The organism is Pseudomonas sp. AB6, assembly GCF_034314105.1.
GTDB lineage: Bacteria > Pseudomonadota > Gammaproteobacteria > Pseudomonadales > Pseudomonadaceae > Aquipseudomonas.
This window is the reverse complement of the sequence record NZ_JAVIWJ010000001.1, coordinates 2,215,898-2,231,825: the sequence shown is the minus strand read 5'-3', so window position 1 is coordinate 2,231,825 and position 15,928 is coordinate 2,215,898. Positions and strand designations below refer to the sequence as shown.

The 15,928-nt window shown below is 55.7% G+C and carries 15 protein-coding genes; 5 read left to right on the top strand and 10 right to left on the bottom strand.

Going from position 1 to position 15,928, the window contains the following annotated elements:
• The first annotated feature begins 43 nt into the window (after window positions 1–43).
• Both RGW60_RS10560 and RGW60_RS10555 read left to right on the top strand, forming a co-directional pair.
• Entirely contained in the window at window positions 44–976 is a 933-nt protein-coding gene (locus RGW60_RS10560; protein ID WP_322204456.1) for a ketopantoate reductase family protein, read from the top strand.
• Window positions 977–1,312: 336 nt separating this feature from the next.
• Window positions 1,313–1,555, top strand: coding sequence for a DUF465 domain-containing protein (locus RGW60_RS10555; RefSeq protein ID WP_322204454.1), 243 nt, complete (start codon window positions 1,313–1,315; stop codon window positions 1,553–1,555).
• A gap of 149 nt (window positions 1,556–1,704) precedes the next feature.
• On the opposite strand, the gene RGW60_RS10550 is transcribed toward RGW60_RS10555, so the two are convergent.
• On the bottom strand, window positions 1,705–2,634 hold the full coding sequence (locus RGW60_RS10550) for a pyridoxamine 5'-phosphate oxidase family protein (RefSeq protein ID WP_322204452.1): 930 nt from the start codon (window positions 2,632–2,634) through the stop codon (window positions 1,705–1,707).
• A 51-nt stretch (window positions 2,635–2,685) separates the two neighbouring features.
• Complete coding sequence (locus tag RGW60_RS10545) at window positions 2,686–3,300, bottom strand: glutathione S-transferase (RefSeq protein ID WP_322204450.1); 615 nt, start codon at window positions 3,298–3,300, stop codon at window positions 2,686–2,688.
• Window positions 3,301–3,432: 132 nt separating this feature from the next.
• Here RGW60_RS10545 and RGW60_RS10540 point away from each other — a divergent pair, with 132 nt between their 5' ends.
• A complete protein-coding gene (locus RGW60_RS10540; RefSeq protein WP_322204448.1) occupies window positions 3,433–4,353 on the top strand; it encodes a LysR family transcriptional regulator in 921 nt (306 codons plus the stop codon).
• A 109-nt stretch (window positions 4,354–4,462) separates the two neighbouring features.
• Here RGW60_RS10540 and RGW60_RS10535 read toward each other — a convergent pair whose 3' ends face one another.
• The 4 genes from RGW60_RS10535 to csrA form a co-directional block, all read right to left on the bottom strand.
• Entirely contained in the window at window positions 4,463–5,455 is a 993-nt protein-coding gene (locus RGW60_RS10535; RefSeq protein WP_322204447.1) for a DUF3618 domain-containing protein, read from the bottom strand.
• Entirely contained in the window at window positions 5,452–5,871 is a 420-nt protein-coding gene (locus tag RGW60_RS10530) for a phage holin family protein (RefSeq protein WP_322204446.1), read from the bottom strand. The genes RGW60_RS10535 and RGW60_RS10530 overlap by 4 nt, the downstream gene beginning before the upstream one ends.
• The gene (locus RGW60_RS10525) at window positions 5,871–6,560 is read right to left on the bottom strand and encodes a hypothetical protein (RefSeq protein ID WP_322204444.1); all 690 of its coding nucleotides are present in this window, start codon (window positions 6,558–6,560) and stop codon (window positions 5,871–5,873) included. Before RGW60_RS10525 ends, RGW60_RS10530 begins: the two co-directional genes overlap by 1 nt.
• 262 nt (window positions 6,561–6,822) lie before the next feature.
• The gene (csrA, locus tag RGW60_RS10520) at window positions 6,823–7,011 is read right to left on the bottom strand and encodes a carbon storage regulator CsrA (RefSeq protein WP_297843550.1); all 189 of its coding nucleotides are present in this window, start codon (window positions 7,009–7,011) and stop codon (window positions 6,823–6,825) included.
• 339 nt (window positions 7,012–7,350) lie between these two features.
• On the opposite strand from csrA, the gene ligD reads away from it, so the two are divergent.
• Window positions 7,351–9,945 carry a DNA ligase D gene (gene ligD, locus RGW60_RS10515; RefSeq protein ID WP_322204442.1) on the top strand — a complete coding sequence of 865 codons (2,595 nt, stop codon included), beginning with the start codon at window positions 7,351–7,353 and terminating at the stop codon, window positions 9,943–9,945.
• Between the two features lie 48 nt (window positions 9,946–9,993).
• Here the strand turns inward: ligD and RGW60_RS10510 are convergent, their stop codons facing one another.
• The gene (locus RGW60_RS10510; protein WP_322204440.1) at window positions 9,994–11,346 is read right to left on the bottom strand and encodes a GntP family permease; all 1,353 of its coding nucleotides are present in this window, start codon (window positions 11,344–11,346) and stop codon (window positions 9,994–9,996) included.
• Between the two features lie 37 nt (window positions 11,347–11,383).
• Window positions 11,384–11,875, bottom strand: coding sequence for a gluconokinase (locus RGW60_RS10505; RefSeq protein ID WP_322206891.1), 492 nt, complete (start codon window positions 11,873–11,875; stop codon window positions 11,384–11,386).
• A 271-nt stretch (window positions 11,876–12,146) separates the two neighbouring features.
• Between RGW60_RS10505 and RGW60_RS10500 the strand changes: the two genes are divergently transcribed.
• Window positions 12,147–13,163, top strand: a complete 1,017-nt coding sequence (locus RGW60_RS10500; RefSeq protein ID WP_322204438.1) for a LacI family DNA-binding transcriptional regulator — start codon at window positions 12,147–12,149, stop codon at window positions 13,161–13,163.
• A 67-nt stretch (window positions 13,164–13,230) separates the two neighbouring features.
• On the opposite strand, the gene RGW60_RS10495 is transcribed toward RGW60_RS10500, so the two are convergent.
• Both RGW60_RS10495 and RGW60_RS10490 read right to left on the bottom strand, forming a co-directional pair.
• A complete protein-coding gene (locus tag RGW60_RS10495; RefSeq protein WP_322204436.1) occupies window positions 13,231–15,405 on the bottom strand; it encodes a malate synthase G in 2,175 nt (724 codons plus the stop codon).
• 103 nt (window positions 15,406–15,508) lie between these two features.
• The gene (locus RGW60_RS10490) at window positions 15,509–15,910 is read right to left on the bottom strand and encodes a heme-binding protein (RefSeq protein ID WP_322164993.1); all 402 of its coding nucleotides are present in this window, start codon (window positions 15,908–15,910) and stop codon (window positions 15,509–15,511) included.
• Between the last annotated feature and the right edge of the window lie 18 nt (window positions 15,911–15,928).

Here is a 15,928-nt window from a genome sequence, read left to right as displayed (position 1 = left end):
CTAAATTAAGCCTTTGTGTCTTTCAGCAAGGAGGTCAGTAGCGATGCGCATTTTGATTGTCGGGGCCGGTGCGATAGGCGGTTACTTCGGTGGGCGGTTATTGGAGGCGGCACGTGACGTGACGTTTTTGGTCAGACCTGGCCGCGCTCAAGAGCTCGACCGTGACGGCCTGGTTGTGCGAAGTCCGCTAGGCAATATCGACTATCCCGCGCCCCCGCATATTGCGAGTCAGGAGCTGAGCGGTCCGTATGATCTTATATTGCTGAGTTGCAAAGCCTACGATCTGGATGCAGCGATGGATTCATTCGCCGCGGCGGTCGGTCCTGATACAGCTATTTTGCCGCTGCTTAATGGTATGGCTCACCTTGATCGTTTGGCCGTACGTTTCAGCCAGTTCAATGTGTTAGGCGGACAATGCCTGATTTCACTGGACCGAGACGCATCGGGCACTATCGTGCACCTCAACGAGACCAATCAGCTTACTTTTGGTGAGCTGGGCGGTGAATCGACCGCACGGGCCCAGCAGATCGCCAATGCGTTGGCTGGTGCCGGCTTTGAGGCCAGGCTCAGCTTGAGCATTCTTCAGGAAATGTGGGAAAAATGGTGTTTCATAGCGACGGGCGCAGGCATCACCGGCTCTATGCGTTCGGCCATCGGTGATGTGCTGGTCGCCGGCGGGGAATCGTTGATTCTCAACTTGTTGAGGGAGTGCGCTGAAGTTGCCGACAAAGCTGGTTATCCGATACGCCCGGAGGTGTACCAGCGCTTTGTAAAAATGCTGACGTTGCCAGGCTCCAAAATGACCGCTTCAATGCTGCGTGATATAGAGCGTGGCGCGCCGGTCGAGGTTGACCATGTGCTCGGCGATCTGGTTGCACGTCGGGATGCAGATGCCGTTGGAACGGCTGGTTTGTCGATGTTGGGGGTCGCTTATACCCACCTCAAAGCGTATGAGGCAAGGCGTTTGCGGGGATAGAAATGTTCGCCAGCAAACTGCCTCCTGGATTATTTTTAAGATTGCGCGTCAGCTTGGCAAGCCTGCTGCCGACGCTCGGATACCCTGAAATAATTTAGCACCAGCACTTCAATCAGCAGCGCCACGTCCAACGCTCCAACGCTGACTTGATCATTCGGGTCTTGCTTCCCTCTCACGCTCACTAGCGCAATGCGTCCTGCAAACTACAATTTGCAGGAGTATGGGGTTCGTGTAGTTCTGGGTGCGCAGGAAGAGAGTGTTCATTTATGCCTAAACTTTCCCAAGAACCCGTCTCATATTCTGACGACTCGTCACAGGTTCAGGAGAGGTGAAGGCATGCCGGTCAAACACGATTTGTTAAAGGATCTTAACGTTACAAAGGAAGACGTCGCCGCGCTTAGGAGCAACGACGACAGGCTCAGCCAATTGCTTGATTCGTATGAAGCAGTTGACGCCGAAGTCGTCGAAGCTGAGTCCGGAGCCTCGGGATATGTAACCGATGATCAACTTAAAAAGCTCAAGGAAAAACGCTTGTTGGTTAAAGACAAAATCGTCCAGCGTCTGACGTTGGCAGACTGATTTTTCCCGTTGTCGGGTAACAAAAGCGGGGCCTGTCATGCTCCGCTGATTTAAGCCGGTGAACTCGGGTCGCTTGTATTGACGCTGTTATCGGCAAGCCAACTTCCCACCACGTTCCTGTCCACCGACCCGATGCAGGTCATGTGTGATTACTGCGGTCCCGCCGTCCAGCGCAGGGACAGCGCATCCGCTCGGCGAACGATACGTCGCGGGGTGAAACGCCATAGTCGTTCAGCACCCTGGAATGTGGCGATTTGTGGCGAATCGAGAATGACCTCGACGTCCCCGGTCATCTGCAGTAGCTCTCCGGTGGCAAAGTCAACAAACACCAGCCCGCCCTTGGGGTTAAGCAAAAAATTACCGAGGGTGCAAAAAAATAGATTGCCGGCAAAGTCTGGAATCATCAGCGTGCCGTCATCATCGACTCGGACGAACCCAGGATTGCCGCCACGGTGCGAGACATCGACTTTACGGCGCCCGTCTTCATGGTCAACGTAAGACGCTACGAAGAATGTAGCGGCGTTGCCGATCAGTTCGCGAGCAGGGTCATCCAGCCGATCTAGCCAGCACACCGAGGCCGACGTTAGCGCTTGAGCAGGCCGATTGAAACCGAACTGGCGTAGCTGAATATACTGCGGGCAATTGCCGAAGCTTTCTTCGACCACAATGCTAAATCCCGAATCGTCACTTCTGTTGATCGAGCCGTTTAGGCGGTTACGCCGTCGGGTTCCCATATCGATTCCCAACAAGCCGACGTTGTGACTTTGATCCAGGCCGCTTTCTGCCGGGTCGGCAAGGTCTCGTGGCAGTTGCAGTGTTAAGTTGTTGAGGTCGGGCGCAGAGGCGAACCCCGGCTCACCGGCGCGCAAGGTAGCCCAGACATCGCCCTCTGCATCTACTGCTCCCAGCACTACGAAGGGCAGCAAAGCAAAAAAATTGCGGTGTTGCTCAACCAAGTGGTCGCGGATGTTGCGCCGGCCTAGCCCATCCATGCGTTCGGCGACGTTAAGGCTTTGTTGAATTGCCAGCTCACCCGCATGCCAAGGCGATTCTGTTTGTTGCTCCAATTTTGTGATCATGGCATCGCCCTCGTTATTGCCCTAATTAAGTGGGTTTACCAACTGACATGCCTAGGCGGTCAGCCCCACAGAGGTTTTTTGGAATGGCACGAAGCCAGGCAGATTTTCAACCCGGGTCAACCAGCCAAGAATCAGCGGGTAGGCCGCCAGATCCACGTCGCCTTCCGGTGCTCTGGCGATGTAACTGTAAAGTGCGATATCAGCCACGGTTGGATGGAGGCCTGGGACAATCCAGTCAAGGCCCTCGAGCGCCTTTTCAACCTGTTTCAAAATGGCATGTGAACGGTTGATCGTGTCCACTGCGTCAAGTTTTGCGCCGAAAACGTTGACCAATCTAGCCGAAGCCGGGCCCCGGTTAATTTCCCCCGCAGCCACTGATAACCAACGCTGAACACGCGAGGCTTCCAAAGCGGTTTCCGGCAGCCAATCGGTTCTGCCAAATTTTTTCGCCAAGTACACCAGGATTGCATTGGAATCACTGATCAGCTGGTCGCCGTCTTCCAGCACAGGGACTTGTCCGAAGGGATTGATGTTCAGGAACTCCGGGCTTTTTTGAGCTCTGGTGAGTAAATCGACTTCAGTCAACGAATGGTCGACGCCCAGCAATGAAAGAAACAGTAGTGCGCGATGGGAGTGACCTGAGAGCGGGTGAAAATAAAGCTTCATAGCGAGCACCTTCAGAGCGTTTGGAGCGTGGGTTTGTTTTGCCTGAATCGATGTTAAAGGACTGGCCAAGTTGAATAAATGCTGAAATCGGAAGATCATTACTCCATATAACGGACTAATAAAGGAATGCCCATGGACACTATGCAGTCAATGCGGGTGGTGCTTGGAATTGTCGACCACGGTAGCCTCACGGCTGCGGCGGAAAAACTTGATGTCTCTCTGCCCACGGTCGTCAGGGTCTTGGCGTCTATCGAGCAGCATTTGGGAGTGCGACTTTTTGAGCGTACTACTCGGCAAGTACGTATCACTGAAGAGGGGCGGTTATACGCCGAGGTGTGTCGCACCGTGATTCGCGAGATCGGACACATCGAAGATGTGTTTCGCGATAGAGAGAGCGAGCCCAGTGGTGCGTTAAACATCACGGCGCCGGTATTGTTCGGACGCCTGCATGTGGCGCCGGTGTTAAACGGGTTTATGACCCGCTTCCCCAATGTCACTGTGACTTTGAATCTGATTGATCGGGTAACGGATTTACTCGAGGAGGGAATCGACATCGCGGTGCGCATCGGTCATGTCTCGGCACCTGATCTGGTCGTCGTGCGAGTTGGCCAAGTGCGCCGTTATCTGTGTGCGAGCCCCACGTTGCTGGCGATACTGAGAACCATCAAAAGCCCGGCGGACCTTGCCAATGCGCCGTTCATTCGCTTGGGTGGATTGGTGTCAGGCGCTCAGCTCACGTTGCAGGATCACGGCAAACCGGTGACGGTGAAAATGAACAATATCAGGATGACTACTAATAATGGCGATGCAGCCATTTCGGCGTGTCTGTCGGGAGTGGGCGTAGGTTTCTTCCTGTCTTATCAGGTTCAGCAACTGATTGATGAAGGAAAGCTGGAACGAGTGCTTATCGATTATCAGCCAGAGCCGCTGCCGGTCTCATTGGTGTACTTGCCGTCAAGGCGGGTATCGATTCGCTCCCGGGCATTTATTACGTGGTCCAAGGAAAAACTAGGCGAACGTTTGAATGAGTTTGCAGGAGTCGAGCGTTCGTAGCCCAGTGATTGAGGTGGTTCGCCCCGAATGCAAGGCCCCGTTCCCCTCCAGGGCCTTTCATCTACAACTTAAACGCTTTTATCCATTACGCTCAGGCACCGCGCATGGACTATCCCAACCCATGAGTAGAACCCGGGTTGCTGTGAGAGTTGTTCGACTGCGGGGTGTCAGTCGACTGATTGTTGGGTGGCTGCTGACTGCTAAAGGCCTGATGGTCAGACGATGCGCCATTTGACGATGCATCCTTATCGTTATCCTCCACGGGCTTTTTCACCTCGTTGGCCATGTCCTTACCGATTTCGGCGGCCTTGTCGTAGCCCTCACTGGCCATCTGTTTTGCCTTGTCCGTCAGCGAATCGCTGGCGTGCCCCATCATCTGATTTTCCTTGTCCGTGATAGGCAGTGCGGCACCTGCTAACGCGCCCAGCGCGATACCGATGGCAGCTAATGCCAAGGGTTGCTCGTTTAGCAGGTAATTGAAGCCCGACTTTATATTTTCAGATTGCTGGTGCAATGCGTGAGTCGCGTCATGGGAGCCCATATTCACCTGATGCCCGGCCGACGACATTTTATCTGTCACGCTATCAGTCAAGTGGCTGGCCTTATCCTTGAGACGGCTTGCGCCATCCTGGAGGTCGTGAGCCTTATCCTGCACCTTCGCTTTGACATTGCCCAACGTATCGGAAACCTTATCAGCCATGTTGCTGATGCGGTTGCCCAATGCGTCAAACATCGACGGGCCTGATGACGCGTTAGAGTAACTGGGGCTTTTGTTCGAACCCATCAACAACCACACCACGCCAACCGAGGTCAGCAACGTAGGTACCGGATTAGCCTTGATGGTATTACCCAAATTGCTAAAAAACTCACCGCCATTGCCGCGAGTAAAGGACATCACTTGATCGATTAATTGACCGGGGGAAAGCTTGCTTTCTAGCGCGTCAACCAGGCTGCCGATGCTAGAGCGCTGCGCGTCTATTTCACGCTCCAATGATTCCGGGCTCTTGTGCGACTCGACGTCAAGGCTGCTGGCGCCTGGAGGGCTGGTCTGGTAACCGGTGTTGTCATAGCGATTGTCTTCAAAACTGCTGTCAGTACTCATGAGACTTTCCTCTGAATGGCTTCCTTATCCTTTTGCAAGGAGTTCACTGTGCGCTCGGGCGTGAAGTGGGTGGCGTCAAAGGTTTTTTTGCCCGATTGCAGCATAACCACGCCGATGACCATGACCACCACGCCAACAATCAGTGCGGCTAGCCAGGGGGCCATTATCATTGCCAGCGCATAAACCGCCGACATCAGCAAAATGATCAACCCGGCAAACAGCACCATGGCGCCGCCTGCAACGGCAGCAATGCCGGTCTTGGTGGTGTTGATCGATTCGTTGATTTCTGCTTTGGCCAAGGCCAACTCTTTGGTAACCAACGCCGGCACTTCGTGGGCCAATTGACGAATCAGGCTGATGATTGACGACTCGTTTTCAGGTGCGCCGGACGGTGGGAACTGTTGACTTGTGGGCATCACACTTCTCCTTTGGAAAGCCCGTCTCTGGGCAAATCGTCAGATAAATGGCCGGGACCAAAAGCTTTTTCATTCAGCGGTGACGTTGAAAAGCTATCGGGCACCCCCGGTCGTGCGCTGTGGTAAACGTCATCGGTGCGAGGCGGCGGGGTCGGAAAACCTTGCTTGCTGCTGGCAGACGAGTCGGACTCGGATTTATAGCCGGACCCGCCATGAGCATCAGGCGCTTTTGACGGTGATTTAGAGGCATCTGTACCCGATGAGGGGTCCGAGCTTGATGCTTTCAAAAAGCGCGACAAGCCAAATCCGACGGCGATGCTACCGGTGAGGAACAAGGCTGGATTTTCCCGCGCAAGTTGGCCGGCCTGGCGTAACAGTTCATCAGCGCTTTTTCCGCGAAGGTTGTCGGCAAGGCTGGTCATGCCTTGAGCAATATCAGTGACGTAGTGGGACAAGCCCAAGGTGTCGTTTTCTTCAAACTGCTCCGCTGCCGATTTGGCGGTTTGCGCCAAATGATCGATCTGGTCCGCCGCGGTATCCCGGTACTGTTCGAACTGAGCTGCACCGTGTTCCTTAGCGCCCTGAAGGGCAGCTTTGGCATCGTCTTGCAAGTGTTGCAAATGCTCCGTAGCGGCTGGCTTGCCGCCTTGGTCGCTACCGCTGGATGAGTTCTCGTAGGTTGTGGCCATCATCATTCACCGTCGTTTATGCCTTTAAAAGTAAAGGAGAACGTTCAGCTCACACTTCGGGCTGCTCGTCTTCTGGCTTACAGAAGATGGACTGAGGGATTTCCGACGGAGTTCGAGGCGGCAGACAAATGGTATCGATTGGCAAAACACTGGCGAATGTGGGGAGGTGGAGGCAGACAAAAAAACGGCGTCACCAAGACGCCGGATTTGTCCATCTGACACAGAGTCAGATGGCTCAGAGGGTGTGTGAACGATTACGAATTCATTGTGGATCTTGCTGTGGAGCGATCTCGGCCTGGATACGTTTGTAAATCTCTTCGCGATGCACAGAAACATTTTTGGGTGCGTTAATGCCGAGCCGGACCTGAAGGCCCTGAACGCCAAGAATCGTAACGGTGATCTCGTCACCAATGTTTATGCTTTCGCCTACTTTTCGGGTGAGTATCAACATAATCTTTTCCTTGATGGCCTCTTGAAGCGCCTCTACCAAGAGGTGGCGTGCGCCGTGCGGGGTGATTGTTGCCGAGTACGTCCAAATGAGTCCATCAATAAGACGTCATAAGGGCATATTTAATTCCTTTGAACGCTTTACCTGCCATCAAGTTGTGGTTTCGATGCTTAAAGAAGCTTACGCAGGTCGGACTATTTTTTGAACCTCGACGTTCGCCTATCAAGGCAATTGTCAGATAACTGTCAGGTGTAGTGCAGGGTGCGCGCTAATGCTCTGAACTAATTCCGCCAATTTCTGATCTTTAGTTCTGAGCTTTCCACTGCGGAATCGGACTATCTCATGAACTCTTCCCTTGACGATTACCAGCGTAAGCGTGATTTCGAAGCGACCCCGGAACCGTCCGGCGTGCCTCGTGGAAAGCTTTCTGGCGCACGAAAAAAAATAGCTCAAGCGCTACAGTTTTGTATTCAAAAGCACGCCGCCACCCGTCTACATTATGACTTTCGCCTGGAGCTGGACGGCACCTTGAAAAGTTGGGCAGTGCCGAAGGGCCCTAGCCTGGATCCAAGCGTTCGGCGCTTGGCTGTGCATGTTGAGGACCACCCCCTCGACTACGCATCTTTTGAAGGCCAAATTCCTGAAGGTCACTACGGGGCCGGGGACGTTATCGTTTGGGATCGAGGCATTTGGCTACCCCAAGGCGATCCAGCTGAAGCCTATGCCAAAGGCAGGCTCAAGTTTGAGCTGAAAGGGGAGAAACTCAACGGCAGCTGGAATCTGGTGCGTACCCATCTCAAGGGTAAGCAAGAGCAATGGTTTTTGATCAAGTCCAACGATTCGCAGGCGCGTCCGGCGTCCGAGTACGACATTGTTGTCGATCAGCCAGACAGCGTGATCAGCGACCGTACCCTGATTGGTAAAAAGCGCGGCAAGCCAGCGGCCGAGCCAAAACCGGTGGCCAGCCCAAAGAAAAAAGCATCACGCGCCAAACCTCAACAAACAGTTACGGATTTAAGCGGTGCCCAACCGCTGCCTCTTCCAGAGTCAATCAAACCCGAGCTCGCGACGCTGGTCGATACCGCCCCCGAAGGTGATTGGCGTTACGAAATAAAATTCGACGGCTACCGGATCATGGCTCGGATCGACAACGGCGAAGTTCGTCTGTTTACCCGCAATGGCCATGACTGGACCGCAAAAATGCCCCGGCAGGCCCAAGCGTTGGCCAAGCTAGGGTTGGAGTCCGCTTGGCTCGATGGTGAAGTGGTGGTGGCTAACGAGGAGGGCATGCCGGATTTCCAGGCGCTGCAAAATGCCTTCGAAAGTGAGCGCAGTGACGTCATCGTTTTTTACCTGTTCGACCTGCCGTACTTGAACGGCATGGACTTGCGCGAAGTGCCGGTTGAACAGCGGCGTTCAGCGTTGTCGACGGTTCTGGAACGTAGCCCCGACAACGTATTGCGGTTTTCCGAAGACTTTACGGAGTCGGCCGACAGCATGCTCGAGAGTGTCTGTCAGATGAAAATGGAGGGGCTGATTGGCAAACGAGTCGGTAGCCCCTATGTGTCGCGACGCAGCAGCGACTGGATCAAGCTCAAGTGTAAGCATCGCCAAGAGTTTGTAGTGGTGGGCTACAGCGAGCCCAAAGGCAGCCGCCATTCGTTCGGAGCCTTGCTGTTGGGCCTGCACGATGCCGACAGTGGCCAATTGCGCTATGCGGGCAAGGTCGGGACCGGATTCAACGAAGTGACCTTGCGCAGCATTCACAAGCAGCTCACGCCGCTGGAGATTAAAAAGCCCGCCGTGGTCAATCCGCCCACCGGGTTTGAAGTAAAAGGCGTGCATTGGTTGCGGCCCGAGCTGTTGGCGGAAGTGGCGTATGCGCAAATCACCCAGGACGGCTCAGTCCGACACTCTGTGTTTCATGGTCTGCGTAACGACAAGCCAGCTTTGGAAATCACCGAAGAAAAACCTAAACCAGTCACCGAGGTGCAGATGCCGGTGAAACCGAAAGTCCCCGCGAAAAAAAAGTCCACAACGAAAGCTCCCGTCGCTGATGCCAGTAAAATCAGAATCACCCACCCTGAGCGGGTGATCGATGCCAGCAGCGGTTCGACCAAAATGCAGCTGGCGCAATACTACGCGCGCGCATCGCATTGGATACTGCCGCACTTGAAGGACCGGCCCGTGGCGTTGGTTCGGGCGCCGGAAGGGATCGGCGGCGAGCTGTTCTTCCAAAAAAACGGCGAGAAACTGGCGATTCCGGGCATTACTACCTTGAGCAAGGAAATTTCCGGCCAGCCGGTCATGATCATCAACAACCCCGAAGCGCTGATCGGTGCGGTGCAAATGAGCACCATCGAACTGCATACCTGGAACGCTACCTCAGACGATCTGGAGCGCCCGGATCGTTTCATCCTGGACCTGGACCCGGACCCCGCGTTGCCGTGGAAGCACATGGTCGAAGCGACACAGTTGACCTTGGCGATTCTTGACGAACTGGGCCTGACCTCTTTTTTGAAAACCAGCGGCGGCAAAGGCATCCATATTGTGGTGCCCTTGACGCCAAAGGCCAGTTGGGAAGAAGTGAAGGTGTTCAGCCAAACCATCGTCAAGCACATGGCTAAGTTGCTGCCTGACCGTTTTTCGGCGGTGTCTGGGCCGAAGAACCGTGTCGGGAAAATTTTTATCGACTACCTGCGCAATAGCCAAGGTGCAACCACGGTCTGCGCGTTCTCGGCACGCACCCGCGAGGGGTTGCCGATTTCTGTGCCGGTGTACCGCGATGAAGTGGCCGAACTCAAAGGCGCCAATGGTTGGAACATCCATAACGCCATTGAGCGCATGGCGGATCAGGACCAAGACCCATGGGTCGAGTATTCCACCACTCGCCAAACCCTTACCGCTGGCATGCGTAAACGGCTGGGGTTGAAGTGACGCTGATCTGATCGCGCCCGCCTGAGCGCAGGCGCGATCATCTCCTCGTCAGACGACTAGCGACAGCAGCAAGATGAATACCAGACCCACGACTGACAGAATGGTTTCCATCGCGGTCCAGGTTTTAAAGGTTTCAGCGACGGTCATATTGAAATACTGCTTCACCAGCCAGAAGCCCGCATCGTTGACATGGGACAGAATCAGCGAGCCGGCGCCGGTAGCCAGCACCAGTAATTCACGGTTAACCCCTGGAATCATGCCGACTACGGGCGCAACGATACCGGCCCCGGTGATAGTCGCTACTGTGGCAGAGCCGGTGGCAATCCGCACCACGGCAGCCACCAGCCACGCCAGTAGTATCGGTGAGATTTCAGCACGGACGGCCATGTGACCGATCACGTCGCCAATACCGCTGGCCACCAACATTTGTTTAAAACCACCCCCTGCGCCCACGATCATCACAATCGCCGCAACGGGCGCCAGGCTTTGATCAAGCAGTTTTAAAATCTCTTGACGAGAGAATCCACGCGCCGCGCCAAAGGTGTAAAACGCCAGCAACAGGGCGGCCAACAGCGCGGTAATCGGATGACCAATCAAGTCCATCCAAACGCGGATCGCGCTGTTGTCTGGCAGGGCAATGTCGGACAGCGTTTTTAGCAACATCAAAAATACCGGCAACAGGATCGTTACCACGGTGATACCGAAGCTCGGCAGGTTGTCACGTTTCGATTCTTGAGCGAGCTGGTCCATCAATTCCTGGTTGGGCGTACCAGGTACGTATTTGGAAATCCATTTGCCATAAATTGGCCCTGCGATCATTGCGGTTGGCAATGCCACGATCAAACCGTAAAAAATGGTTTTGCCAATATCGGCGCCGTATACACCAATGGCCAACAGCGGGCCTGGGTGCGGTGGTACCAAACCGTGAACAGCCGACAAGCCAGCCAGCAAGGGAATCCCGATTTTAACGATGGACAGGCCGGTACGCCGGGCGACGATGAACACCAGCGGAATCAGCAGCACAAAACCAATTTCGAAGAATAACGGGATGCCCACTAGAAACGCAGCAAACATCATCGCCCAATGCACATGCTTCTTGCCGAACACCCGAACCAGGGTTTGCGCAATTTGATCGGCGCCGCCCGAGTCGGCCATCAGTTTGCCGAGCATAGTACCCAGCGCCAGCAGAATACCAACGAACCCGAGCACGCCACCGAAGCCGTCCTGGAAGGACTTCATGACCTTGTCTACCGGCATGCCCGAGGTCAACCCAAGGAAGCCCGAAGCGAGGGTCAGTGCGATGAAAGGGTGAACTTTAAAACGGGTGATCAACAGCACGAGGCCGATGATGGTCACCAGTGCATCGACGAGCAAGTACGTTTCTTGGGTCATACCGAACATGGGTGCCTCTCCAGTTGTATTTTTTTTTATAGCGGCGTTATGACTGCCGCGAGGCTTTCCACCAGGCCGCAGCTTGTTCGCCCAACGTCTCGATGGGAAGCGTAGCGTCAACGGCCAGGGTCAGAGGTTCGCCGTTAGGCGGCTCAAGGGTTGCGAACTGGCTGTCGACCAGGCTCGCAGGCATGAAATGTCCAGGACGGTGTTCGCAACGTTCAATCGCGACTTCCCTGGTCAACTCAAGAAACACGAAGCCCAGTGCTGGCACTGCATGGCGCAACGTCTCGCGGTAACTGTGTTTAAGCGCGGAGCAGGTCAGCACCGGGAGTTCGCCGTTCTGCACTGCAGTCGCCAACTCTTGGCCTAAACGGGTCAGCCAGCCGGCACGGTCTTCGTCATTGAGGGGAATGCCGGCGCTCATCTTTTCAATGTTAGCGGCGGGGTGAAAGGCGTCGCCCTCAATCAGGCGACCGCCACTGCGCGAGGCAATGGCAGCCCCGACTACACTTTTGCCGCAGCCGGAAACACCCATCACCACGAGGGCGGAAATAGCAGTATTCATAATCACCTCAGCTGAAGACAGCGCTATCTTTGGCGGCTTGAATAAAAGCCTGGCCAGGCTGCTTCCAGTTCTTGTCATTGTTTTGGGTAGATCAAATCGATCGTCAGACGCGGCATACATTGCTCGTACCCTTTTTCGGTGCGAATAAGTAGCGAGAAAATCATTGCGAGGGTGCGCGAGACAGCGCTACCTTAGAGCTCATTAGCAACATTTTGCAACCCCTCTGAATGATTGGCAGCGCATGACCCGCATTGGTTCCCGTTCCACTGGCCGTCCGACCCTTAATGAGGTCGCACGCCTGGCCACTGTTTCTCCTATCACCGCGTCGCGGGCATTGCGAGGTGTCGCTACGGTTGCGCCAGAACTGGTGGAGAAAGTCCGTGCTGCGGCGGTGAGTCTTGGCTACGTCGCCAACCCTGCCGCGCGGGCATTGGCGTCGGCGCACAGTCAGACCGTGGTGGTGCTGGTGCCGTCGTTATCCAATCAATTGTTCATCGAAACCCTGGAAGCGATTCAAGCTGTTTTGCGTACTCGCGGTCTAGAAGTGGTGATTGGTAACTATCACTATTCGCCAGCAGAGGAAGAAAACTTACTGCGCAGCTATTTGGCGAATCGTCCGCGTGGGCTGTTGCTGACTGGATTCGATCACACCCCGGCTGTACGTGAACTGCTCGCGGCCAGCGGTGTGCCTTGCGTGCACATGATGGAACTCGACCCCTTGCGCGGCGCCTATTGCGTGGGGTTTTCCCAAGAGCAGGCGGGTGCTGAAGCGGCTCGGCATTTGCTGAGTCGTGGTCGCCGTCGATTGGCGTACATGGCGGTGCAACTCGACCCTCGGGTGTTGCAACGGGGCGAGGGTTTTCGCCGGGTGCTGCGTGATGCTGGCGTTTACGACCCGGTGTTGGAAGTGATGTCGCCGCTGCCTTCATCCATCGGTTTGGGCGGTGAATTGTTCGCGAAATTGCTTGAAGAACACCCGGACGTGGATGCGGTTTTTTTCTGCAACGACGACTTGGCCCAAGGCGCATCGCTTGAGGCCCTGAGGCGAGGCATTAAGATTCCAGAGCAAGTGTCGCTGATCGGTTTCAACGATCTGCCGGGGTCGGCGCACATGGTCCCGCGCCTGACCTCGATTCGCACCCCAAGGGAGGCCGTCGGCCAACGGGCCGCGCAATTGCTGTTGGGATTGATCGAAGGCATCGCCCAGGAACCGCAAGTGGATCTCGGGTTTGAATTGGTCGTGCGGGAAAGTACGTAAATGTCTGTGCTGAAGCTTTGGTCGGCAAGCCTGCGAAGGCGGTGTGCAGGGCACACCGCCTGGCCAGTTACTGTTGTTTAAATGCCAAGCGGAACTCATGGAGCAACGGTTCGGTATAGCCGCTCGGTTGTTCGCGGCCTTTGAACACCAAGGCGCACGCCGCCTGGAACGCTACTGAACCGTCGAAATCCGCCGCCATCGGTTTGTACAGCGAATCCCCCGCGTTTTGCTGATCAACCACTGCTGCCATGCGCTTGAGGGTGTCCAGGGTTTGCGCTTCGCTGATGACCCCGTGGCGCATCCAGTTGGCCATATGCTGGCTGGAGATTCGTAGCGTCGCGCGATCTTCCATCAGCCCGACGTTATGAATGTCAGGCACCTTGGAACATCCAACGCCTTGTTCCACCCAGCGCACGACATAACCCAACAGCCCCTGAGCGTTGTTTTCGACCTCTTCACGAATCTGCTCAGGCGTCCATTTGGCGGTCGGTGATACCGGAATCGTCAGCAGGTCGTTGAGGATTTGATCGCTCTCGCTGGCCAGATCAACTTTTTCCAGTTCTTCCTGAATCGCCCTGACGTCAACCTTGTGGTAGTGCAACGCATGCAAGGTCGCGGCGGTCGGTGAGGGTACCCACGCGGTGTTGGCACCGGCTTTTGGATGGCCGATTTTCTGTTCAAGCATATCGGCCATCAGGTCCGGCATCGCCCACATACCTTTGCCGATCTGTGCCCGGCCGCGTAAACCGCACGCCAGACCAACCAGCACGTTGCTGCGCTCGTAGGCCTTGATCCATGGAGTGTTTTTCATCTCGCCTTTACGCAGCATCGCGCCGGCTTCCATGGAGCTGTGCATCTCGTCGCCAGTACGGTCGAGGAAGCCGGTGTTGATGAACGCAACCCGAGCCGACGCTTCAGCGATACAGGCTTTCAGATTGACGCTGGTACGCCGTTCTTCGTCCATGATCCCCATTTTCAGGGTGTTGCGCGGCAGCTTGAGCAGGTCTTCGACACGGCTGAATATCTGCGCGGCGAATGCGATTTCGGCCGGGCCGTGCATTTTTGGTTTGACGATGTAGACACTGCCAGTGCGCGAATTGCCGCGACGGGCCAGGTCATGCAGAGCGATGAGGCTAGTGATCACGCCATCGAGAATACCTTCGGGAATCTGATGACCTTCGCCGTCGACAATCGCCGGGTTGGTCATCAAGTGGCCCACGTTACGGATCAACAGCAACGAACGGCCGTGAAGCTTCAGTGCGCTACCGTCTGCGGCGATGTATTCGCGGTCGGCGTTCAAGCGGCGAGTGATGGTTTTGCCACCTTTGACCAGGTCTTCAGTCAGGTCGCCCTTCATCAAACCGAGCCAGTTGCGATACACCGAGACCTTGTCGTCGGCATCGACGGCTGCGACCGAATCCTCGCAGTCGATGATGGTCGACACGGCGGCTTCCAGCAGTAAATCCTTGACGCCTGCTGCATCGGTCTTGCCAATGGCGCTGGAGGCGTCAAATTGAATTTCGACGTGCAGGCCGTGGTTTTTCAGGAGGATGGCGACAGGTTGAGATGCCTCACCTTGATAGCCGATGTATTTTTCAGCTTGCTTGAGTGCGGTCTGACTACCATCGGCCAACGTGACCATGAGTGTTCCGGCATCAACCGCGTAGCGCTGGGCGCCTACGTGGGAGCCCTTGGCCAGCGGAGCGGCCTCGTCCAGAAAAGCTCGAGCGAAGGCCACGACTTTGGCTCCTCGTACGGGGTTGTAACCGCTGCCTTTTTCCGCGCCGTCGATTTCGGCGATGGCGTCGGTGCCGTACAACGCGTCATACAACGAGCCCCAACGGGCGTTGGCCGCGTTCAGCGCGTAACGGGCGTTGACCGCCGGTACGACCAACTGCGGGCCAGCCTGGCTGCTGATTTCGATGTCAACGTTAGCGGTGCTAGCCTCCACTCGAGCTGGCTGCGGTTGCAAATAGCCAATTGAAGTCAGGAAGGCTCGGTACGCCGACATGTCGCTGATTGGACCAGGGTGAGCCCGGTGCCAAGTGTCCAATTCGGTCTGCAAGCGATCACGCTCGGCCAGCAGCGCACGGTTCATTGGCGCCAGTTCGTGCACGAGCGCATCGAAGCCAGCCCAGAAGGCGTCACGGTCCAGGCCTGTACCCGGCAACACTTCGTCATCGACAAAACGTTGAAGGTTGGCCGCCACTTTCAGGCGTTGGCAGTTCACAAAATCAGTCATGTCGGGCTCTCTTATTCAATTCGTAAGCAACCCCTGTAGGAGGCCGCCGAGTGCTGCGTTCAGCTGCGCAGCAGCCCACAGCACCTACTGGTCTAAACGATGATTACTTCAGGCAATCTGCGCCCGCTTTAGCCACTTGGGCGTCCTGGTCAGCTTTGACCCCGGACACGCCCACGGCGCCAATCACCTGACCATCAACGATTACCGGCACGCCACCTTCGAGAGACGTCAGCAATGGCGCGGACAGGAAGGCGTTGCGGCCACCGTTGACCATGTCTTCATAACCTTTGGATTCGCGACGGCCCAGCGCGGAAGTGCGGGCTTTTTCCATCGCGATGTAGGCGCCAATGGGCGCGCAGCCGTCCAGACGTTCCATGGCCAAAGGATGGCCGCCGTCGTCAACCACGGCGATCGACACAGCCCAGTTGTTTTTCAGCGCTTCGGCGCGGGCGGCAGCGAGGATCTGGCCAACTTCGGTCTGGCTCAATACGGCTTTGGTTTTCATCTGATTCTCCAATAAAAC

Excerpts from the sequence above, each read along its gene's own strand:
- RGW60_RS10560 (WP_322204456.1), top strand. The coding sequence starts at position 44 with ATGCGCATTTTGATTGTCGGGGCCGGTGCGATAGGCGGTTACTTCGGT.
- RGW60_RS10555 (WP_322204454.1), top strand. The coding sequence starts at position 1,313 with ATGCCGGTCAAACACGATTTGTTAAAGGATCTTAACGTTACAAAGGAA.
- RGW60_RS10550 (WP_322204452.1), bottom strand. The coding sequence starts at position 2,634 with ATGATCACAAAATTGGAGCAACAAACAGAATCGCCTTGGCATGCGGGT.
- RGW60_RS10545 (WP_322204450.1), bottom strand. The coding sequence starts at position 3,300 with ATGAAGCTTTATTTTCACCCGCTCTCAGGTCACTCCCATCGCGCACTA.
- RGW60_RS10540 (WP_322204448.1), top strand. The coding sequence starts at position 3,433 with ATGGACACTATGCAGTCAATGCGGGTGGTGCTTGGAATTGTCGACCAC.
- RGW60_RS10535 (WP_322204447.1), bottom strand. The coding sequence starts at position 5,455 with ATGAGTACTGACAGCAGTTTTGAAGACAATCGCTATGACAACACCGGT.
- RGW60_RS10530 (WP_322204446.1), bottom strand. The coding sequence starts at position 5,871 with ATGCCCACAAGTCAACAGTTCCCACCGTCCGGCGCACCTGAAAACGAG.
- RGW60_RS10525 (WP_322204444.1), bottom strand. The coding sequence starts at position 6,560 with ATGGCCACAACCTACGAGAACTCATCCAGCGGTAGCGACCAAGGCGGC.
- csrA (WP_297843550.1), bottom strand. The coding sequence starts at position 7,011 with ATGTTGATACTCACCCGAAAAGTAGGCGAAAGCATAAACATTGGTGAC.
- ligD (WP_322204442.1), top strand. The coding sequence starts at position 7,351 with ATGAACTCTTCCCTTGACGATTACCAGCGTAAGCGTGATTTCGAAGCG.
- RGW60_RS10510 (WP_322204440.1), bottom strand. The coding sequence starts at position 11,346 with ATGTTCGGTATGACCCAAGAAACGTACTTGCTCGTCGATGCACTGGTG.
- RGW60_RS10505 (WP_322206891.1), bottom strand. The coding sequence starts at position 11,875 with ATGGGTGTTTCCGGCTGCGGCAAAAGTGTAGTCGGGGCTGCCATTGCC.
- RGW60_RS10500 (WP_322204438.1), top strand. The coding sequence starts at position 12,147 with ATGACCCGCATTGGTTCCCGTTCCACTGGCCGTCCGACCCTTAATGAG.
- RGW60_RS10495 (WP_322204436.1), bottom strand. The coding sequence starts at position 15,405 with ATGACTGATTTTGTGAACTGCCAACGCCTGAAAGTGGCGGCCAACCTT.
- RGW60_RS10490 (WP_322164993.1), bottom strand. The coding sequence starts at position 15,910 with ATGAAAACCAAAGCCGTATTGAGCCAGACCGAAGTTGGCCAGATCCTC.